The 19,844-nt window shown below is 66.1% G+C and carries 17 protein-coding genes; 8 read left to right on the forward strand and 9 right to left on the reverse strand.

Annotation, left to right across the window (positions count from 1 at the left end; all coding sequences use genetic code 11):
• Positions 1-33: 33 nt before the first annotated feature.
• Positions 34-1,968 carry a DEAD/DEAH box helicase gene (locus tag JQ566_RS09980; RefSeq protein ID WP_212372049.1) on the forward strand — a complete coding sequence of 645 codons (1,935 nt, stop codon included), beginning with the start codon at positions 34-36 and terminating at the stop codon, positions 1,966-1,968.
• Between the two features lie 76 nt (positions 1,969-2,044).
• On the opposite strand, the gene JQ566_RS09985 is transcribed toward JQ566_RS09980, so the two are convergent.
• Positions 2,045-2,341, reverse strand: a complete 297-nt coding sequence (locus tag JQ566_RS09985) for a hypothetical protein (RefSeq protein WP_212372050.1) — start codon at positions 2,339-2,341, stop codon at positions 2,045-2,047.
• A 127-nt stretch (positions 2,342-2,468) separates the two neighbouring features.
• Complete coding sequence (locus JQ566_RS09990) at positions 2,469-2,975, reverse strand: GNAT family N-acetyltransferase (protein ID WP_212372051.1); 507 nt, start codon at positions 2,973-2,975, stop codon at positions 2,469-2,471.
• Between the two features lie 146 nt (positions 2,976-3,121).
• Here JQ566_RS09990 and JQ566_RS09995 point away from each other — a divergent pair, with 146 nt between their 5' ends.
• On the forward strand, positions 3,122-3,508 hold the full coding sequence (locus tag JQ566_RS09995; RefSeq protein WP_212372052.1) for a COG4315 family predicted lipoprotein: 387 nt from the start codon (positions 3,122-3,124) through the stop codon (positions 3,506-3,508).
• 54 nt (positions 3,509-3,562) lie between these two features.
• Here the strand turns inward: JQ566_RS09995 and JQ566_RS10000 are convergent, their stop codons facing one another.
• Together JQ566_RS10000 and JQ566_RS10005 are read right to left on the reverse strand one after the other, a co-directional pair.
• Positions 3,563-4,696 carry a DJ-1/PfpI family protein gene (locus tag JQ566_RS10000; RefSeq protein ID WP_212372053.1) on the reverse strand — a complete coding sequence of 378 codons (1,134 nt, stop codon included), beginning with the start codon at positions 4,694-4,696 and terminating at the stop codon, positions 3,563-3,565.
• Positions 4,697-4,857: 161 nt separating this feature from the next.
• Positions 4,858-5,412 carry a PAS domain-containing protein gene (locus JQ566_RS10005; protein ID WP_212372054.1) on the reverse strand — a complete coding sequence of 185 codons (555 nt, stop codon included), beginning with the start codon at positions 5,410-5,412 and terminating at the stop codon, positions 4,858-4,860.
• Positions 5,413-6,031: 619 nt separating this feature from the next.
• On the opposite strand from JQ566_RS10005, the gene JQ566_RS10010 reads away from it, so the two are divergent.
• Positions 6,032-6,808: a rhomboid family intramembrane serine protease gene (locus tag JQ566_RS10010; protein ID WP_349643313.1), complete on the forward strand. Its 777-nt coding sequence runs from the start codon at positions 6,032-6,034 to the stop codon at positions 6,806-6,808.
• Positions 6,809-6,997: 189 nt separating this feature from the next.
• A complete protein-coding gene (locus tag JQ566_RS10015; RefSeq protein ID WP_212372056.1) occupies positions 6,998-7,426 on the forward strand; it encodes a CBS domain-containing protein in 429 nt (142 codons plus the stop codon).
• 6 nt (positions 7,427-7,432) lie between these two features.
• Here JQ566_RS10015 and JQ566_RS10020 read toward each other — a convergent pair whose 3' ends face one another.
• Positions 7,433-8,461, reverse strand: a complete 1,029-nt coding sequence (locus JQ566_RS10020; RefSeq protein WP_212372057.1) for a patatin-like phospholipase family protein — start codon at positions 8,459-8,461, stop codon at positions 7,433-7,435.
• A 261-nt stretch (positions 8,462-8,722) separates the two neighbouring features.
• Between JQ566_RS10020 and JQ566_RS10025 the strand changes: the two genes are divergently transcribed.
• On the forward strand, positions 8,723-9,796 hold the full coding sequence (locus tag JQ566_RS10025; protein WP_212372058.1) for a hypothetical protein: 1,074 nt from the start codon (positions 8,723-8,725) through the stop codon (positions 9,794-9,796).
• Between the two features lie 317 nt (positions 9,797-10,113).
• Positions 10,114-10,353 carry a hypothetical protein gene (locus JQ566_RS10030; RefSeq protein ID WP_249139340.1) on the forward strand — a complete coding sequence of 80 codons (240 nt, stop codon included), beginning with the start codon at positions 10,114-10,116 and terminating at the stop codon, positions 10,351-10,353.
• Between the two features lie 60 nt (positions 10,354-10,413).
• Here the strand turns inward: JQ566_RS10030 and JQ566_RS10035 are convergent, their stop codons facing one another.
• Positions 10,414-11,406, reverse strand: a complete 993-nt coding sequence (locus JQ566_RS10035; RefSeq protein WP_212372059.1) for a zinc-dependent alcohol dehydrogenase family protein — start codon at positions 11,404-11,406, stop codon at positions 10,414-10,416.
• A gap of 103 nt (positions 11,407-11,509) precedes the next feature.
• Here JQ566_RS10035 and JQ566_RS10040 point away from each other — a divergent pair, with 103 nt between their 5' ends.
• Together JQ566_RS10040 and JQ566_RS10045 are read left to right on the forward strand one after the other, a co-directional pair.
• Entirely contained in the window at positions 11,510-12,358 is an 849-nt protein-coding gene (locus JQ566_RS10040) for a LysR family transcriptional regulator (RefSeq protein ID WP_212372060.1), read from the forward strand.
• 1,285 nt (positions 12,359-13,643) lie between these two features.
• The gene (locus tag JQ566_RS10045; protein WP_212372061.1) at positions 13,644-16,106 is read left to right on the forward strand and encodes a putative bifunctional diguanylate cyclase/phosphodiesterase; all 2,463 of its coding nucleotides are present in this window, start codon (positions 13,644-13,646) and stop codon (positions 16,104-16,106) included.
• On the opposite strand, the gene JQ566_RS10050 is transcribed toward JQ566_RS10045, so the two are convergent.
• From JQ566_RS10050 to JQ566_RS10060, 3 genes are all read right to left on the reverse strand, one after another.
• Positions 16,092-17,348 carry a serine hydrolase domain-containing protein gene (locus JQ566_RS10050; RefSeq protein WP_212372062.1) on the reverse strand — a complete coding sequence of 419 codons (1,257 nt, stop codon included), beginning with the start codon at positions 17,346-17,348 and terminating at the stop codon, positions 16,092-16,094. The two genes, JQ566_RS10045 and JQ566_RS10050, sit on opposite strands and share 15 nt — an antisense overlap.
• Positions 17,349-17,411: 63 nt before the next feature.
• Entirely contained in the window at positions 17,412-17,975 is a 564-nt protein-coding gene (locus tag JQ566_RS10055) for a nitroreductase family protein (protein WP_212372063.1), read from the reverse strand.
• A 135-nt stretch (positions 17,976-18,110) separates the two neighbouring features.
• Complete coding sequence (locus JQ566_RS10060) at positions 18,111-19,592, reverse strand: YadA family autotransporter adhesin (RefSeq protein ID WP_212372064.1); 1,482 nt, start codon at positions 19,590-19,592, stop codon at positions 18,111-18,113.
• Positions 19,593-19,844: the final 252 nt, after the last annotated feature.

Here is a 19,844-nt window from a genome sequence, read left to right on the forward strand (position 1 = left end):
TCCGCGCCTGAAATAACCAAGGTTCTCCATCCCGTGTCTTTTCCGGCCCTGACCCCGCCGCTCGCCCGCGCTTTGGCCGAGCGGAACTATGATTCATTGACCCCTGTCCAGCTCGCGGTGCTCGCCCATGAGGCCGCCGGCCGCGACCTCCTGGTGTCGGCCCAGACCGGCTCCGGCAAGACCGTCGCTTACGGATTGGCCATCGCCAAGAATCTTCTCGATGATGCCGAGCAGTTCGGAGCTGCGGCAGCGCCGCTCGCCTTGATCGTGGCGCCGACCCGCGAGCTCGCGCTTCAGGTTCAGCGCGAGCTGGCCTGGCTCTACGGGCATGCGGGCGGGCGCGTCGTCTCCTGCGTTGGCGGCATGGATCCGCGCCGCGAGCAGCGCGAGCTGGCCGCCGGCGCCCACATCGTCGTCGGCACGCCCGGACGGCTCTGCGATCATTTGCGCCGCGGCCGTCTCGACATCTCCGAATTGACCGCCGTCGTGCTCGACGAGGCCGACGAGATGCTCAATCTCGGCTTTCGCGAGGACATGGAATTCATCCTCGAGACCACGCCGGAGACGCGCCGCACTTTGCTGTTCTCGGCGACCTTTCCGCGCGGCATCGTCGCGCTGGCGCGGCAGTATCAGCGCGACGCGTACCGGATCGAGGTCGCCGGTGACGAAGGCGGCCACGCCGATATCGAATACCGCGCGATCCGCATCGCGCCCGCCGACGTCGAGCATGCCGTCGTCAACGTGCTGCGCTTCTACGAGGCGCCGAGCGCGCTGGTGTTTTGCAGCACGCGCGATGCCGTCAGGCACTTGCAGGCCGCGCTCCTGGAACGCGGTTTCTCTGTGGTCGCGCTATCGGGCGAGTTGACGCAGAACGAGCGCACCCTGGCGCTGCAATCGCTGCGGGACGGACGCGCCCGCGTCTGCGTCGCGACCGACGTCGCCGCCCGCGGCATCGATCTGCCGAGCCTCGACCTCGTCATTCATGCCGATTTGCCCAACGACGCCGAGGTCATGCAGCATCGCTCGGGCCGCACCGGGCGCGCGGGCCGCAAGGGGACGAGCGTCCTGCTGGTGCCGCCCGCACGTCGGCGGCGTGCCGAGCTGCTGCTCAATCTTTCGGGCATCGACGCGGTCTGGGGCACCGCACCGCAGGCGGATGAAATCCGCAAGCTCGATCACGAGCGCATGAAGGACGTGCTGTTCACCGAGGAGACGACGGCCGACGATCTGGTGCTGGCGCAGGCGCTCTTGGCCGAGCGCTCGCCCGAGGATATCGCCGCGGCGCTGGCGCGGCTCTATCGCGCGCGGCTGCCCTCGCCCGAGGACATCATCGATCCGGGCGAGCGGACCGGCCGGCCGCGCGACGAGCGCGGCCGCGACAGGTATGAAGGTGGCGACGACCGACCGGCCAAGCCCCGATCGAAGTCGGGGAAAGCGTCGTCCAAGCACGGCATGGCGGACGCGAGCGTCTGGTTCCGCGCCGCGATCGGGCGGCGCAAGAATGCGGAGGCGCGCTGGCTGCTGCCGATGATCTGCCGCCGCGGCGGCATCGACAAGCGCGACATCGGCGCCATCAAGATCATGGACACCACCACCGAGTTCGAGATTTCCGAGCGGGTCGCGGAGTCGTTCGCCGCCAAGATCAAGCGTCCGGACAAGGAAGACAGCATTCGGATCGAGCCGATGACGGATGCGCCCCGCCGGCCGGAAGCGTCGGAGGAGCGCCCTCGCGCGCCCCGGCGCGAGGCCGGCGATCACCGTGAACAGCGGGACGATCGCCCGCGCGAGGCAAGTGGATTCAAGCCACGCAGCAAACCTCACGGCGAGCACGCGCCGAAATTCGGCGATGCTCCTTCTTTCGGAAAGAAGAAGCACAAGAGCAGGCCGGCCCACGCAGAGCCGTCGGTCACGCCCTGGCCGGCGAAGGGCGCGTCGGGAAAAAAGGCAAAGAAGAAACGGCGGGGTTGATCGGTCGCCGATCAACCCCGCCGGCAATGACGCCGCCGGATTGCACCGGCGCCATCATCTGAAGAGTCAGGCGAGCTCAGCGGCCACCGCCGCCACCACCGCCACCTCCGCCGCCACCACCACCACCGGCATCACGCATCGACGAGCTGTAGCGGGGATCGGTCTGCTTCATGTAGGTGGGCGAGGTGTCGCGATGGATTACGGTGGTCGGTTTTCTGCCGACGTTCGGCGTCTCGATCAGGACGCCGCAGCCTTCGAAAAAGGCGGTGTCGCAGCCATAGGTGCGGTACTGCGCCGCGTTGGCGCCGGTCGCGGTGAACGCGGCCGTCGCAACGCATGCAAGAAGAGCAACTTTCGACAATGTGAGTTTCATGGACATTCTCCAGCCTCGGTTCGGCGAGACCGGAACGGCTCGCACATCGCTTCGACGGAGGCTGATCCAAGTCGGTTCGAGACGGCGGTTTCACGCCCGCGTGAGCCGGGGCAGTCGGGGAGGGACGTTACGCCGCAGCGAGGTCGCGCAGCATATAGGTCGCGCCTTTGCCGTAGGAGGCGAGCTTCGCGCGCAGTTCCGCATCCGCGGTGACGGCTCGAAAGCCAAGATGTTCCCACAGCGGCCACGTGGCGTAGACCGAGACCAGTGCGAGCACCGTGATGCCGGATGAGCGCGCGAGCTGTTCGATGTCAGCGATATATGCGCGCAGAACGCCGCCTCGAAAATCGGGCAATATGGCGACGTCGTGGACGTAGAGGCAATCCGCATCGTCAGGCAGTCGTGCGAGCAAGTCGCCGAGCGGCGGGATCCGGTGCTGCTTCCAGGGATGCGAAAGCCCGTAGCCGGCGATCTCGTCGTCGCCGGCAAGCACGCGGCATCCATCGGGATAGAGCCGCATCTTCTCGGCGAACACCTCCAGGCTTTCGGGAAGATCGGGATGAATCCGTGCCGCGATCGCGCCGATCGCGGGCAGGTCGAATGCGTGCGCGGGACGCCAATGCGGCTTGCTCATCTCGATCCGTGGTTCCGTTTCACATCATCCAGTTTATTCCGCTGCGTCGAGGCGCGCAGCGAAAAATATCTTTGCCGCCATCCCAGGAATACAATGCTTTGCGCGGCGTCCTACCCATGCAAGCCAATTGCATGACAGGAGAACCCATGACGTCCTCGATCCGCCTCGTGCTCACGGTCGCGCTCTCGCTCGCGATCGTTCCCGCCGCCTTCGCCGCGCAGCCGACCAAGACCGGCAAGACCGACAAGGGCAACGTGCTCACCGATGCCAAGGGCATGACGCTCTACACCTTCGACAAGGACATGGACGGCAAGTCCGCCTGCAACGGTCCATGCGCGACGAACTGGCCGGTGCTGAAAGCCGAGGCGAGCGACACCGCCGGCGACGGCTACACCATCATCACGCGCGACGACGGCTCCAAGCAATGGGCCTACAAGGGCAAGCCGCTCTACACCTTCGCCAAGGACCAGAAGCCCGGCGACATCACCGGCGACGGTTTTCTGAACGGCGCCTGGCATCTGGCGATGCCGTAACGGCGCATCGTGCGCCGGCCGTTGAATGCCGACAGCCGGCGCACGGCCGTGCCGTCATCTCGGATATTCCACCTGCATCGCGACGAAGTCGGCCGTGCGCGCCCCGTAGCGTGCATCGATGGCGTCCAGCGCCCGGTCCAGCGCTCGCGCCGGCGGCAGGTCGACGGCGGCCGGCGGCGTCAGCTTTGCCGGCCAGCCGGCCGCGACCTCGTCCGGCAGGATGCGAAGACCGCCGCGGCTGGTCTTCGCCTCTGCCGTGGCCGCGAAGGTGAGGGCACGCGAGCGATAGGTGCGCGACCACGCATCGGCGACCAGCGCAAGCGGCACCTCGTCGACATCAGGCATCAGCGCGATGCCGAGTTGCTCGCGGTTCCAGAATGCAAGCGTGTTGGCGATCGCGGTCAGCGCAAAGGGGCGCGTGAACCGGAACGCCTCGCTGCGGTGGCGCGCATCCCATTCCGCAAGTCCGATCTCCTGGGCGACCGCCTCCGCCTTGGCACGTCCGGCGATGGCCTCGAGCAGGGTCAGGGCCATCGGCATCGATGCGGTGATGCCGGTCGTCGTCGCAACGCCGCGGTCGACCACCAGCCGGCGATCCGCGACATAGCGGATCGCAGAATGCTTTTGCAGGTCGCGCACCGAATACCAGTGCGTGGTCGCCCGCCGGCCGTCGAGCAGTCCGGCGTTGGCAACGACCTTCGCGCCGACGCAGACGCCAACGATGATCGCACCCTTGCTGGCCTGGCTCTTGATCCACTGTAACGCCACGGCATCGTCTTCGCGGCTCATCGCGGGCACGATCACGTAATCGGCGCCGTCGGGATAGGCCGCATCGAACTCGGCGATGGTCGCGTGCGGCTGCACTTTCAGCGCGGGATAGAGCGTGACGGGTCCGGGCTGCGTCGCCAATGTGAGGACGTCGGCGACGTCAGCGCGCGAGAGGATGCCGTATGGCATCAGATAGTCGGTCGTCTCGCTCATGTCGTTGATGCCGACGATGGCGATCAGGGGACGCTTGCGCTTCGGCGGCTTCAGCGCCGCAAGGGTCGCATCGGTCTCGTCCTTGGATATCGCAGGCGCGGTTCCCGGAGCCGGCGCGCCAGGCAGCAGGAACAACCAGGTTGCGCCGATGACCGCCAGCAACGCCACGCAGCCGACGCCACTCAACGCCAGAATGCGCCATGTCATGATGAGGTCACCCGATCCTCGTTGCTTCACGCGAGGCGGAAGCTAACTGCTCGCAACGACATCAGGAATGACGCAGATCCGGCAAAAACGGCCATCCGCATGCGTGTTGATATGTCCCGCGGCGAGCTCGTCTCGCGCGATGCTGTGCGTCGGGCGGGAGACTATCTCAGCCCCTCATACACCATCAGCCCGCGTGCGATCTGCAATTTCCGGATCGCGCGCGGCAGCAGCTTCTCCGGCTGGTGCAGGTAGCGCCAGGAGGTGAGGGTGAAGCTGCCGAGCGCGCCGCATTCGTCGTCGAACGGCGCGAGCACGCCGGTCACGCTCACCGGCGTGTGCGGGCGGGCGTTGAAGGGCAGCAGCAACAGCTCGAGATAGGCCTTGCTGCCGTCCTCGCGCGCGGCGGTGACGCCGGCGATCGCGCCGAGCGCCTCGTCGGCGACGATGGTCGTGATCTCCTCGATCTCGCTCCGGCTCGCATCATCGAACAGGGCCGCAAAGCTCTGGTCCTTGAGGTCACGCCCTGCCAGCGCGCAGACGCGCGTGCCGGCGACGCGGAACGGGAAGCCGAGATGGGGCTCGCAGGACAGCACGAAGATGTCGCCGAGCAGGCCGCGGACCGCGGCCGGATCGATGTCGGCCCTGTCAGGGGCCCGTGCAGTGCCGCGCTTCTTGTCCCAATAGGCGAAGAACGCGCGGCTCGACGGATGTTTCATGACTGAACGCTCGCCCGGGGGGCAACCTCGAAGGGACAGATCTGTCCCGCTTCAGTGCACCCGCGATCCCTTCTGTTGTTGTGCAGGAGGGGATTTGCAGCGTCCATGCCGCAGCGGCGTTTTCGGGCCTGTTGAGGCGGTCTTTGCGTCATTAACGTTAAATTAACTATGCGCTTTGTGTCGGCCGCGCGCCTGCTATGGTGACCGCGGTCGCAAGCCTCGCCGCTTTCTCCAGGTTCTCGGCGGGGCCTGTACTTAGGGGCGTCAAACAGTTTGGTCACGAGTCGCGGGGAGGGGAGGGGATACGCCTTATCTCTCCGGCAACCGGAAGACCGGCACGGACAGGCAGGGCTTTCCCAGAGCCCTGCCTTTTCCTTTTTTCGGCCATCAGCGCTCGACGCAGCGCAGCACTCCCCTGGCGATGCGAAGCATCGTCCTTCAGTGATGCGCTGCAGAGCCGGGGTCCAGTACCCCTGTCCGGGTGTCAAATTCGACTCCGCGCGATTTCCTTTTGTGCACTTGCGCAGGGACGGTAAAGGCGACTATCTCCAGTCTAGTCGCTCCGATCGCGCCCGAAAGCGAAGCTGCCTTGGATTCCCCGCAAGATTCGTCACCGAACGTGCCGGCCGTCGTTGAGGAGGCTCCGCGCGAGCCGATCCTGACGCTGCCCGTGGCGCTGACCGCCTACATCCTGCTTTTGGCGGTGATCCATCTGCGGGTGCTGCTGCCGCCGGAGCTCGAGAACTGGACCATCGACGTCTTCGGCTTCATCCCAAAGCGCTACGATGCCTCGCTGCTCAATCTGCAGATCCCGGGCGGGGCGGGCGCGAAAGTCTGGACTTTCGTCACCTATTCGCTGCTGCACGCCAATCTCACCCATCTCGGCTTCAACGTGCTGTGGCTGTTGCCGTTCGGCAGTGCGCTGGCGCGGCGGTTCGGCGCGGTCAGGTTCTTCGTCTTCCTGGCGGTCACGGCGGCGGCCGGCGCGCTCGCCCATCTCATCACCCATGAGCACGCGGTGGCGCCGATGATCGGCGCTTCGGCCTCGGTGTCGGGCGCGATGGCCGCCGCGATCCGCTTTGCCTTCGTCCGCGGCAGCTTCCTGTCGTTCAGCCGATCGGATGCCGATACCGCCGCGAAGGTTCCCGCGCTGCCGCTGTCGCGTGCGCTGCGCGACGGGCGGGTGGTCGGCTTCCTCGCCGTGTGGTTCGGCGTCAACATCATCTTCGGCGTCGGCGCGATCGGCATCGATGCCGAGACCACCAGCGTCGCATGGCAGGCGCATATCGGCGGCTTCTTCGCCGGCCTGTTGCTGTTCGCGCTGTTCGATCCGGTGCCGCGCGTGCGAAGCGATGCTGCGGATGCGTCATCACGGGACGCTTCCGACCGCGTTTGAAGCTGTGCTTGCGGCGCGGCCCGAATTCATCCATCATTCCCTGGAAGAATGTTCCGAAGCGACAAGCCCATAGAGGCAACGCTTCGACAAGCGCGCGAGCGTGAAACCCGCGCCAAAACTGTTAGTTGAAGACTCGCGAACAAGTTCGGACCGCCACAAGGCGGACGACTCCGATTCAGGGAGGCGACAATGACGGTACGTTCCATTCTGGACACCAAGGGCCACCAGATCATGAGCGTCGAGCCGGGCGCCAAGCTGGCTGCCGCGATCGAGCTGCTCGGTGAGAAGAAGATCGGCGCGGTGCTGGTGATGAACCAGAATCGGCTGGAAGGCATCCTGTCGGAGCGCGACATCGTCCGCGTGCTCGGCGAGCGCGGCGCCGGCGTCTTGGAGGAGCCGGTCTCGGAGGTCATGACCCGCAAGGTCGTTACTTGCAAGGAGACCGACACGGTCGCCGAACTCATGGAGACGATGACAACAGGCAAGTTTCGCCATCTGCCCGTGATCGACAACGGCAAGGTGGTCGGCCTGATCTCGATCGGCGACGTCGTCAAGCGCCGGGTCCAGGAATACGAGTTGGAGCAGGAAGCCCTGCGCGACTACATCAAGACCGCCTGACCGGCCTTACTCCGCGGCTTTGGGCGCGGCACCCTCGGGCGGCGGCGCCAGCACGTGGATCGCTTCCTGGATCGAGTCCAGCGCACGCTCTGCGGCGCGTGCGCCGTGCGCGATCAGATCCTCGGCGCGGTGGAAGTCGAACCAGCCGAACTGCCCGACCCGGGGCGTGATCAGCATGTCGGGCGGATCGCCGGCGAGGCGGGCGCGGGTGATGCGGTCCTGCATGATGTTGAACGCATCGACCATCACCGAGGAGATGCCGGGGCGTCCACCGCCGCCGAAGAACTCTCGTTTCATGGTCTTCTCGGGCGAGAAGAGCCGCGGGAAGCGCCGCTTGGCGGTCGCCTCCTCGGCCACCGGCGCGACCGGTGTGGGCATCGCGCCGTGCGAATAAATGGTCGTGGAATGGGTGAAGATGTCGCTGGAAAGGTTTGCCGCGATGACGATTTCGGCGCCGAGCGCGCGCGCGGCCGAGACCGGCACCGGATTGACCAGCGCGCCGTCGACCAGCCAGCGGTCGCCGATCAGCACGGGCGAGAAGATGCCGGGCAGGGCATAGGAGGCGCGCATCGCGTCGACAACGCGGCCGCGGGTCAGCCAGATCTCATGGCCGGTGCGGACTTCGGTCGCGACGGTCGCGAACTTGACTGGCAGGTCTTCGATCAGGGTCTGGCCGATCGCCTCTTCCAGCCGGGTTGCCAGCTTCTCGCCGCCGATCAGGCCCGAGCCGTTGAGGCGGATGTCGAGATAGCCGAGGATGTTGCGCATGCCTTGCAGGCTGCGGCCCCATTCTTCGAACGTGTCGAGCTGGCCGGTCGCATAGGCCCCGCCGACCACGGCGCCAATTGACGTTCCGACCACGACGTCGGGCACGATGCCGTTGCTGAGCAAGGTCCTCAGGATGCCGATATGGGCAAAGCCGCGCGCCGCGCCGCCGCCGAGCGCAAGGCCAATGACCGGCCGGCGGATGCTGCCGAGACCAACCTTCTCGCCGTTCGAGCCGTTCGCGCTCCGACCTTTCAAGATGTCCAGCACCGAAACTCTCCTACGCCGGGCCAGCCCCAACCAACCACCAGACTAGGGACCGTTCCTGAGCTCCGCCATCTCAGGGGCGAAGCATGGTTTATGCCGCTTTGGGAAGCGCACAGGGCAGGAGTATGGCGATGGACGGTTGCTCTGGGAATAATCACGCAGGCGTCAATCCGGTTCCAGGGAAGGAGGGGCCGTAAGCGAGGCCTATTTCTTGGGGGTTTTAGAGGCTTGAATTTGCCGCGTTTTCGGTGAAAAGCAGGGAACATGACACGCGGGGGTGACGGCATCATCGGATGGCGGCGCAGCGGCAGGCTGCTGCCGGCGCTGATCCTTGCCGCGTGCCTCGTGATCTCGGGCCAAAATGCTGCGCAGGCGCAGCTTTTCTCCGATCGCCCGCCGCCGGTGCCGCCGGCATCGGTGCCCGACCCCGGCAACGCCATCAATCTGGCACCACCCTCCGGGCTGGGCGCAGGACCCCCAAGCCTGCCGCCGACGCTGCTGCAGCCCGCTACGCCCAGCATGCCGCCGCCTGCAGTCACGACCGTGCCGCTGGCCGCCCCGCTGAATGCGGCCGTGCCCGGACAGGGCGTGCTCTCGCTGACGGCGAAATACGGCAAGGACTCAGCCCCGATCACCAGCGGCCTGGTCTGGCGCGTGTTCGCCGACCGTCCCGACGAGAACGGCACCTTCAAGCTGATCCGCGAAGATCGCAGTGCCACCCCCAACATCGTGCTGCCGCCAGGCAACTATGTCGTCCACGTCGCCTTCGGCCTCGTCAGCGCGGTGCGCACCGTCAGCCTGAAGGCCGAGACCGACCGCGAATCCTTCGTGCTGCCGGCCGGCGGGCTGCGCATCGAAGGCCGCGTCGGCACCAGCCGCATTCCGCAGAACCAGATCTCGTTCGCGATCTACAAGGGCAGCCAGTTCGAATCCGGCGAGCGCGCCTCGCTGGTGCCCAATGTCGCCGCCGGCGACGTCGTGCTGATCCCGGAGGGCACCTACTACATCGTCTCCAACTATGGCGACGCCAATTCGGTGGTGCGCTCGGACATCCGCGTCCAGGCCGGCAAGCTCACCGATGTCACCATCACCCACCGCGCCGCCGTCATCACGCTCAAGCTGGTCAGCGACAGGGGCGGCGAGGCGCTCGCCAACACCGCCTGGTCGGTGCTGACCCCGGGCGGCGACGTCATCAAGGAATCGATCGGCGCCTTCCCGCGCGTCGTGCTGTCCGAGGGCGAATACCGCGCCATCGCCAAGAACGAGGGCAAGGTCTACGAGCGCGGTTTCAACGTCGTCAACGGCGTCGATGGCGAAGTCGAAGTGGTAGCGCGCTAGGGCTCGGGCGGCGGTGCCGCCCGCAGCGAGACGCTCGGCACAACAATTCTCATCGCGCGCACGGGTGTGCATCTCCTAATACCGCTGCCTTCGGCGTGGGTCCTGCCAAGCAATTGCTCTTCGCCTCCGCCACCTGTGTTCTGTCTTGAATACTGGCAGCGCCACCGGATGCCTCTTGTGGGCTCATTCCAGAGGCGGCACGCCTGCCCCCACGACCGGTGGAAGATACGGATTTCCGATGATCAATCTTATTCTCTTTCCATCCTGCTGCGCTATATGTCGGGCGTCCGTCTAACGGGGGAGGCCGGAGCAGGCGCATGCCTTGCGAGACCGGCATGGAGCAGGGGACCAGGCTCGTCGGCATGTTCGAAGTGATCCTCACCAGGCGCAAGCGGTTTGGCTGGCGGTGGCAGGTGTGCGACCAGTCCGGCAAGATATTTGCCGACGGCTTCGAGCGCACGCGTCCGTCCGCCAAATATCAGGGCGAGCGCGCGTTGTTCTTCCTGTTGTCCCAGGCCCCTTTGCGCAACCGTTCTGCGGCGTCGAGCGAGGACTAGCGGCGCGCTGCCTCGCAGCCCGGATGGAGCGCACGCTCGATCCGGGCGACAGGCTTCCTCTCAGACATCGACGACCAGCTTGCCCTTCGCTGCGTGATCGCGGATCAGCGCATAGGCCTCGCCCACATCCTCCAATGTGAAGCGCCTGCCATCGAGCATCGGCACGAGCTTGCCGGCCTCGACCAGGCGCGTCGCCTCCATCATGATCTCTCCATGATGCGCGCGGCCTTCGCCGGACAGCAGCGGTAGCAGCGTGAACACGCCGGAATAGGTGGCGGCGCGGAACGACAGCGGCGCAAGCGCGTGCGTGCCCCAGCCGAGCGCACTCACCACATGGCCGAAGCGGCGCGCCGCCTCAAAGGAGGCGTCGAGCACCTTGCCGCCGACCGTGTCGTAGACGATGTCGAAGCCGCGGCCGCCGGTATGCTGCGAAACGTAGGCTTCGACCGGGGTGCTGCGGTCGATGAACACCGCGCCAAGACCTTCGATGGTGGCGCGCTGCGCCACCGAGCCGGTAGCGAACACGTTCGCTCCAAAGGCGCGCGCGATCTGGATCGCGACATGACCGACGCCGCCGGCGCCGCCATGGATCAACACTTTCTGGCCGGCCTTGAGCGAGGCGCGGTCGATCAGGCCTTCCCACGCCGTGGTGAATATCAGGGGCAGAGCAGCCGCTTCCCGCATGCTGAGATTGGCGGGCTTTGGCGCCAGCAGATCGGCATCGACCGCGGCGAATTCGGCCAGCGAGCCCTGTACGCCGCCGACGCCTCCGGTCATGCCATAGACTTCGTCGCCCGGCTTGAACCGCGTCACCTCGTGCCCAGCCTGCTCGATCACGCCGGCGAGATCGATCCCGGGAATTGCAGGCAGCGGATGGCGCGCATGCGCCGCCGCGCCGGCATGGATCTTGGTGTCGAGCGGATTGATCCCGCTCGTGCGCACCCGCACGAGCACCTCGTGCGGGCCGATCTCGGGCGTGGAGATGCTTGAGAGCCGCAGCGGCGCGTTGTGGGTCTCCAGGATCGCTGCGCGCATCGTCGATTGTCTCGTCATGGCCGTCTCGCTCCGTTGTCGGCCTTCAATATGCCCATGAAATTTTGCATGAGAAGGAACAACGCTGTACGATGGTCATACAATTTTGTTTGGCCGGATTCTCATGGACTGGAGCGATCTGCGTATCTTCCTGGCGATTGCGCGCGAAGGCACGCTCGGCGCTGCCGCGCGAAAAATCGGCCGGACCCAGCCGACCATGGGCCGGCGGCTTCGCGCGCTCGAACAGGCGTTGGGACAGACGCTGTTCCAGCGCACCGCCGACGGCTTTGTCCTCACCGACGAGGGCACCGCCGTGTTGCGCTACGCCGAGAGGATCGAGGAGGAGGCGCTCGCGCTGGAGCGGCACGCCTCCGGCGCTGAGACGCAGCTCGATGGCCTTTTGCGCCTGTCGTCGTCGGACTGGTTCGGGACGGTGATGCTGTCGCCGGTGATTGCCGCCTTCGGCAAGCGCCATCCGAGGGTGACCGTCGAGCTCCTGACCGATGCGCGCCTCTACAGCCTGCCGCGCCGCGAGGCCGATCTCGTCTTCCGCATCAAGCCGTTCAGCGAGCCCGAAGTCATTTCCAGGAAGCTGCTGCACATTCCCTACGCGCTCTATGGCAGGAAGGGCAGCAAGCCGCCGCGCGCGGGCGACGGCCGCGGGGTCCGCGTCGTGACCATGAACGTCGAATTCTCCGACATGCCCGATGCGGTCTGGCTGAAGCGTACGCTGCCCCATGCGGAGGTCGCCTCGCGCAGCAACAACAGGCAGGCGCAGGCCGAGCTCTGTGCGAGCGGCGGGGGATTGGCCGTGCTGCCGCGCCCGCTCGGCGACCGCGACCGAAGGCTGGTCGCGCTCGACATCGGTACGTCGCCGCCCGGCCGCGATACCTTCGTCGGCTATCACCGCGACCTCAAGCGCCTGGCTCGGCTCCGCGCGCTGCTGGATCTGGTGATTGAGAGGTTGGCATGACGGTCTGTAGGGTGGGCAAAGGCGCGCGCACTTGCGCGCCGTGCCCACCACCTCTCGACCATCGCATTCGGCAAGGGTGGGCACGCTTCCGCCTTCGCTCTTCGAGCTACGGCGGACAAGTCGCTTTGCCACCCTGAACATCAATCCCTTGCGTTGCCCGTCGGGCAAAACACCCAAACCGCCGGTCAACCCGCGCCGCCAAAAATATTCCACTTTACCGAAATTCGGAAACGGCGTATGTGTCCCGCAACCCGGCCCAAGGAAAAGGGGCGTATCGCGATCGTCACGAACGCGGGCTGGGCGGCGGTGGACGCAGGTTACATCGGCGCGAAGGGCATCGCAGGGCGGGCAACCGTGAGCGAAGACCTTGCGCCAACGACAGGTGTGATCGGCGTACGGCGAAATCGTGTGGTCCTGGCGCCCGGGGTCTGTGCGCCAAGTCTTGTGGTGATGTGTGCTGTCCGACCGGACAGGCGCATCAGCCATCCGCGAGGCGACGGGGGCAATAGTGCATCGCTCCCCGGGGAGAGCACGACATAAGCCGTAAAACCACTGCGCAGGGAAGGCCGGGATGTCTCCGGTTGCCCTGTTACCCGCTGTGCATTGTAGCGCACGCAGATTGCGTTGGGCATGGCGGTCCATGGGAGTCAGCCGGCTCCCGGCCTTTCCTGCGCCCTCTTTCAGTCGAGGGCGAGATGACGGAAGCAAAGCTCGGGCGAAATGAGCCGCGAGAATGCGCAGGTGTGTCTGCGAGGCGTCGGATGGGTAGAGCCCTTGCGAAACCCATCATGTTTCAACACGGAGAAAGCGTTGATGGGTTTCGCTTCGCTCTACCCATCCTACGAATTAAATGAGCGGCGCCGTCACCCCACACTCCGTCATTGCGAGCGCAGCGAAGCAATCTAGACTGCCTCTGTGGAAAGATTCCGGATTGCTTCGCTGCGCTCGCAACGACGATGTGGAGAGAGGCGTGCGCGAAAACTCCGGACGCGTGCTCCGGACGCTGCGCAGCACGAAGTGATGCGCTGCAGAGCCGGGGCCCATGCAGCAGCGAGCGACGTAGCCTGCTGGGTCCCGGCTCTGCGCCGCAACGCTTGCGCGTTGCAGCGCGTCCGGGACAGGAGAGCATCGCCTTTGCACGACCGTCATAGTCTCTAACGCCTACTAACCAACAGCTGACTTAAAACTGTCATAATCGCTGAATGGAACCCGCGCCTGCGCGCTTTTTACATGTCGTTAAGCGCGCCTGCATTGGATGCGCCGGGAAAGTGCGTTGGGGACTGCAATGACTGCCGCAAGGAAGATGCCGGGAAAACCGGCCACCGAAATGTTTGACGACATCCCGGTGCTTCAGCGCAAATGGCGTGCGGCGTTGAAGCCGGGCGAGCGGCTGCCGCGCTACGAAGACGTGATGCTCGGCAGCCTCGGACGGCTCGCCGACCACATCGCGCTCTTGAAGAACGACGGTCTGCTCGAGCTGTCGCGCAGCGGCCGTTACGTGCAGAAATGGCTCGGCGAGGAGCGCTGGGACATTCCCGTCGCCGAGCTGTCGCCAGACTGCGCCACGGCGCTGTCGGAAGCGGCGGCGAGCGCGCTTGCGACCGGACGGCCGCATCAGGCGAGCGCGCATTGCGTCCGCGACGGCATGGTCAGGACCTACGACGTGCTGGCGCTGCCGACGTCCTCGCGCTGGGGCGCGACGCTGGTTGGCGCCTATGTCAACGAGCGCGGCGCGCAATACAATCTCCTCGACGCCATCTTTTCCGCGACCGACGATGCGGTGATCGCGCTGGCGACGCTGCGCGATGCCTCGGGCAAGCCGTTCGATCTCCAGATCGTGCACCACAACAAGAGCGCGGGCGTGCTGCTGAAAGCCGCCGGCGCCAGCCTGTTGTGGCGCCGGATCGGCGAGGGCGGCACGCTGCTCGCATCGCCCGACATCATGGAATTCCTGCTCAGGACCGTCTCCGGCGGCCGCGGCGAGCAGCTCGAGATCGAGCATGAGGACCGCCATCTCCGCCTCAGCGCCACCGCCTTCGCCGACGTGGTCTCGATGACGATCTCCGACGTCACCGCCTTGAAGCGGCGCGATGCCTCGTTCCGCCTGCTGTTCGACAACAACCCGATGCCGATGTGGGTGTTCGACGCAGAGACCAAGGAGTTTCTCAGCGTCAACGACGCCGCGGTCCAGCATTACGGCTACAGCCGCGCCACCTTCCTGCGCATGACGCTGCACGAGATCTGGCCGGCGGACGAGTGGGACAGCCACGCCGAGGCGCTGGAGCGCGTCGGCGACGCCTATCACTCCTCGCGCAACTGGCGGCACTTGCGCGCCGACGGCAGCGAGATCGAGGTGCTCACCTTCGGCCGCCGCGTCGCCTTCGACGATCGCGACGGTTACCTGGTGGCGGTGGTCGACATCACCGAGCGCCGCAAGGCCGAGGCCCGCATCGCCCATATGGCACACCATGACGGGCTCACCGACCTGCCGAACCGCGAGCACTTCCAGGAGCGCCTGAAGCAGGCGCTGGGCCAGGCCGGGGGAAAACGGGTCGGCGTGCTCTACATCGATCTCGACCTGTTCAAGAACATCAACGATTCCTTCGGTCATCCGGTGGGCGACCGCCTGCTGAAGCAGGTCGCCGAGCGCCTGACCACCGCGGTCCGCGGCGCCAATCTCGCGGCGCGGCTTGGTGGTGACGAGTTCGCCGTCATCTTGGCCGCCGACGTCTCGCCGAACGAGGCCAGCGCCTGCGCGTCCCTGCTGATCGACATGGTGAAGGCCCCTTACGATCTCGACGGACAGGAGATGGTGATCGGCGCCAGCATCGGCATCGCGCTGTCGCCGGGCGACGGCACGACGCCGGAAGAGTTGATGCGCAATGCCGACATGGCGCTGTACCGGGCGAAGTCCGAGGGCGGTGGCGTGCACCACTTCTTCGAGCGTGAGATGGACCTCCAGGCGCAGAGGCGCCGTGACATGGAGCTCGATCTGCGCCGCGCATTCGCCAATGGCGAGTTCGAGCTGCACTATCAGCCGCTGGTGTCGATCGCCTCCGACCGCATCTCCGGCTTCGAGTCGCTGCTGCGCTGGCGTCATCCGGACAAGGGCATGATCTCGCCGGCGGAGTTCATCCCTGTTGCCGAGGACATCGGCCTCATCATCCAGCTCGGCGAGTGGGTGCTGCGCGAAGCCTGCGCCGAGGCGGTCAAATGGCCCGTCGACGTCAAGGTCGCGGTCAATCTGTCGCCGGCGCAATTCCGCAGCCGCAACCTGGTTCAGGTCGTGATTTCGGCGCTGGCGCAGTCCGGCCTGTCGCCGAAGCGGCTCGAGCTCGAGATCACCGAGTCGATCTTTCTGGCCGAGACCGATGCCAATCTCGCCATCCTGCACCAGTTGCGCGAGCTCGGCGTCGGCATTTCCATGGACGATTTCGGCACCGGCTATTCCAGCCTGAGCTATCTCCGCAGCTTTCCCTTCGACAAGATCAAGATCGACCGCTCCTTCGTCAAGGATCTGGCGCAGCGGCCCGACTGCGGCGCGATCGTGCGCGCGATCTCCGGGCTCGGCCGAAGCCTCAACATCATCACGACCGCGGAGGGCGTGGAGACCGAGGATCAGCTCGACTGGCTGCGCGCCGAAGGCTGCAACGAGGTGCAAGGATTTCTGTTCAGCGCCGCGCGGCCGGCGGCCGAGATCGGAAAGCTCCTCGCCGATTTCGGTCAGCGCACCTCACGGGCGGCGTAGTGCGGGCGGGTAGCAGTCGTAGACCAGCGCCTTGAATGCGGGTGTGATGCGGCTGCGCTCGTTCTGGGTCTGTTGCATCATGAGGTAGACCATGTCGAGCTTGGGGTCGACGCCGAAATAGGTGCCGCTCCCTGAGTCCCATTTCAATTCGCCGAGCGAGCCCGGCGGCGGCGGTTTGGCGTTGCCGGGATCGGTCCGCACCGCAAGGCCGTAGCCATAGCCGAAGCCGTCGCCCGGAAAATAGAAGAAGTCGCGTCCGACGCCGGAGCCCGGCCCGATGTGATCGGTCGTCATGGCCTTGAACGCAGCCGGGCTGAGATAGCGCCTGCCCGCGAGCTCGCCGCCGTTGAGCAGCATCTGCGAGAAGCGCTGATAGTCGGTGATGGTCGAGAGCAGGCCGCCGCCGCCGGACTGCCATTCGGGATGATCGAGGCGCTCGCGCTCGCCGGCGAGCAGGATGAAATCGTTCGGCAGCGGTCGCGCCATCCGCGCCAGCTCGTCCTCCGTCGCGAGCGCGAATTTGGTGCTGTGCATGCCGAGCGGGTCGAAGATGCGCTGTTTCAGGAACTGATACAGCGTCTGGCCCGAGATGATCTCGATGATGCTGCCGAGCACGTCGGTGGAATGGCCGTAACGCCACAGCGTTCCCGGCTGCCGCGCCAGCGGCAGCCTGGCGATGCGATCGGCGAATTCCCTGTTGTTGAATTGGCCTTCGAAGATGTCGGCGGCCTTGTAGGCCTGCTCGACCCATTTGCCGCCGATGTAATCGTAGCTGATGCCAGAGGTGTGCCGCAGCAGATCCTCGATGTTGACAGGACGGACCGGTGGCACGAGGTCAAGCTCCAGCTTGCCGACCTCGAGGCCCACCTTGGTCCTCGCAAACAGGGGGATGTATTTCGACACGGGGTCGGTCAGCGCAAGCTTGCGCTCGTCGATCAGCATCATCGCGCCGAGGCACGTGATCGGCTTGGTCATGGAGTGGATGGCGAAGATCGTGTCCGGCGTCATGGCGAGACCGGTCGTGGTGTCGCGCACGCCGAAGCTCTTCAGGTAGACCGGCTTGCCGTGCTGCTGGACCAGGATCACCGCGCCCGGCAGCCGGCCGCTTCCCACCTCGTCGTCGAAATACGCCGTGATGCGGTCGAGCCCCTCGGAAGAGGGAGCGGGAATATCGGCAGCCCGGCTTCGTGCCATCGAGCCGGCGAGCATCGCGGCCCCGACAAGAAATTCACGCCGTCGCATCTGGGCTTCCTCCCTCGCCGGGATCAAAGCCGCACAACGTTCGGGGCGTCAACAAGCCTTCGATTAAAAGCGCGTCACAATTTCCGAAAGGCACGGTCGCGGACGGTCCTCGCTCGGTTTGGTCGGCGTGCCGATATGGACGAAGCCGGCGAGCTTCTCGTCCGGCTTGAGGCCGAGGCCATCAAGCACGTCGCGGTCGAAGGCAAACCAGCCGGTCAGCCAGCAGGCGCCGTAGCCGAGCGCGGTGGCGGCCGTGACGATGTTCATGGCGCTGGCGCCCGCCGACAATTCCTGCTCGAACGCCGGCACCTTCGGATGCGGCCTGGTGAAGCTGACGATGCCGATCACCAACGGCGCGTCCATCAGGCGCTTGCGCTCGACCTCGACGTCGGCCGCCGGCGCACCCGGATTCTTCCGAGCGAAGACCCTCGCGATGACCTCGCCGGCGCGCTGGCGGCCGTCACCCTCGAAGATGATGAAGCGCCAGGGCGCGAGCTTGCCGTGATCGGGCACGCGCGCGCCGATGGTGAGGATCGTCTCGAGCTCGGCAGCCGAGGGGCCGGGTCCGGTCATCTCGCGCGGCTTGACCGAGCGGCGGGTCTTCAGGAGTTCAATGGCGTCGGGCACTGGCAGGTCCTTGTGGCTTGCTGTTCTCGCCCGGAGATAGGCCCCGTGGGGTGTGAAGGGAAGGCATTTTAGAGGAAATCTTGAAGAGGTCCGTCCGGGGGAGGCGAGCGGACCAGACGAGCCTTCAGCTTCCGCTCAGAACTCGACGGCCATGCCGGCGCGGCCGACATGCTCGCTGCCGCCGCCGTTGGAATAGCCGCCGAACACCATGGTCGGCACGGCCCAGTTCAGGCGATGTGAGACGCCGATGCCGACACCGGACTGGCCGCGATAATAGCCGGTGTTCACCGCGACCGTCGTTCTGCCCGGCGCCGAAGGCATCAGCACCGGCGCTGAGGATACGGCGGCGACGATGCCGCGTCGGGCCTCCTGCTGGTTGGCGGCGATCTCGCTCTGCAGCGTGCCGATCTGCGACTGGAAGCCGGCCGCCGTCGACTGCAATTGCCCGACATTGACGGCGTCGGTCTGGTTGACGCCGGCTGCGACATTGGTCAGCCGCCGCTCGTTGCCCGCCGAACCGAACGAGACGGTATTGGCAACAGTGTTGGTCGAGCCGGAACCGATCGCAACCGAATTGGCCGCCGTGGCGGATGCATTGGTGCCGAGCGCAGCGGCATTGGAGCCGGTGGCGACCGCGCCGTCGCCGAAAGCTGCGCCGCCGTTGCTGGCGGTGGCCGCGGCGCCGACCGCGACCGAGCCGGTTGCCACCGCACCCGTGCCGATCGCGATCGCGTTGACGCCGGTCGAGGCGGAGTTCAGACCGATTGCGATCGATCCGGATTGGGTCGCCTGCGAATTGCCGCCGATGGCGATCGCATCGGCGCCTGACGCGCTCGCGGTCGCGGCGGCGCTATTGACCTTGACGTACTGGCTGGCGGCCGACAGGCCGCTCAAGGTCGCGTTCAGCGATGCGATGCTGGAGTTCGTGGCGGCGAGCGCGCTGTTCACCGCCGAGAAGGCGCCGGCGACGCTGTCGTAGGTCGTGCCCTGGATGGTATAGCTCGGCGCGACGAGCTGGCCGGAGCCGTCGAGCGTGGTGCCGAACGCGGCGGCGGCGACGCGCTGGTTGGCCGTGTAGAGCTGGCCGCCGTTGACGGCGTCCGTCGAGCCGGAGGCGATGGTGCCGCCGGCGAGGTTGACGAGCTTCCGCTCGGCGCCGACCTTGCCAATCGACACCGTGTTTTCAATGTCGGCTATGGAGCCGGTGCCCAAGGCCACCGAATTCGTAGCCGAGGCGTTCGCGTAGGCGCCGAGTGCGACGGAACTGCTGCCGGTGGCGTAGCTCAAATACCCGAACGCGGCGGCTCGGTCTTGGCTCGCAACGGCCTCCGAACCGAATGCGCTCGCCTGATCACCGCCTGCATAGGCTTCGCGGCCGAAAGCCGAGGCCTGCGAACCGTAGGCGCGGGCCCAGTACCCCACGGCCGTGGCACTGTTTCCCGTTGCATAGCTGTTTGTGCCGATCGCGGTCGCTTCCGCAGTATCGGCGCGGGCCCAGGCGCCGCAGGCGAGCGAGCCGGTGCCGGTCGCGTACTCGGAGACGTGAGCCCCGCAGACATATTGGGCATGGACTGGGCTTGCGATCGCGACAAACGCGATGGCAAGGCTGGCCGTCAAAAGGGCATGTCGGCCAGATCGAAGTGTCTCGGTTACGTCCCGCATGGGAGACCGATTGCGCAAAGAGGCGCAGCGTCGGTATCCCCATTTCATGGGGCATATTTCCGGCAGCCGATCAGCTACCGTGATCGGGGAGATTGTGTTGCAGACGCGCAATGGCTGCTCGTCTGCGGTAGGCCGGCGAACAGGGAGGCCGCGGGCGCGAAGCGCCCGGGACATTCCTTGCGAGACTGTTCCTCTATTGCGCCGAAG

The organism is Bradyrhizobium sp. SZCCT0231 (genome assembly GCF_018130245.1).
Taxonomy (GTDB): Bacteria; Pseudomonadota; Alphaproteobacteria; order Rhizobiales; family Xanthobacteraceae; genus Bradyrhizobium; species Bradyrhizobium japonicum_F.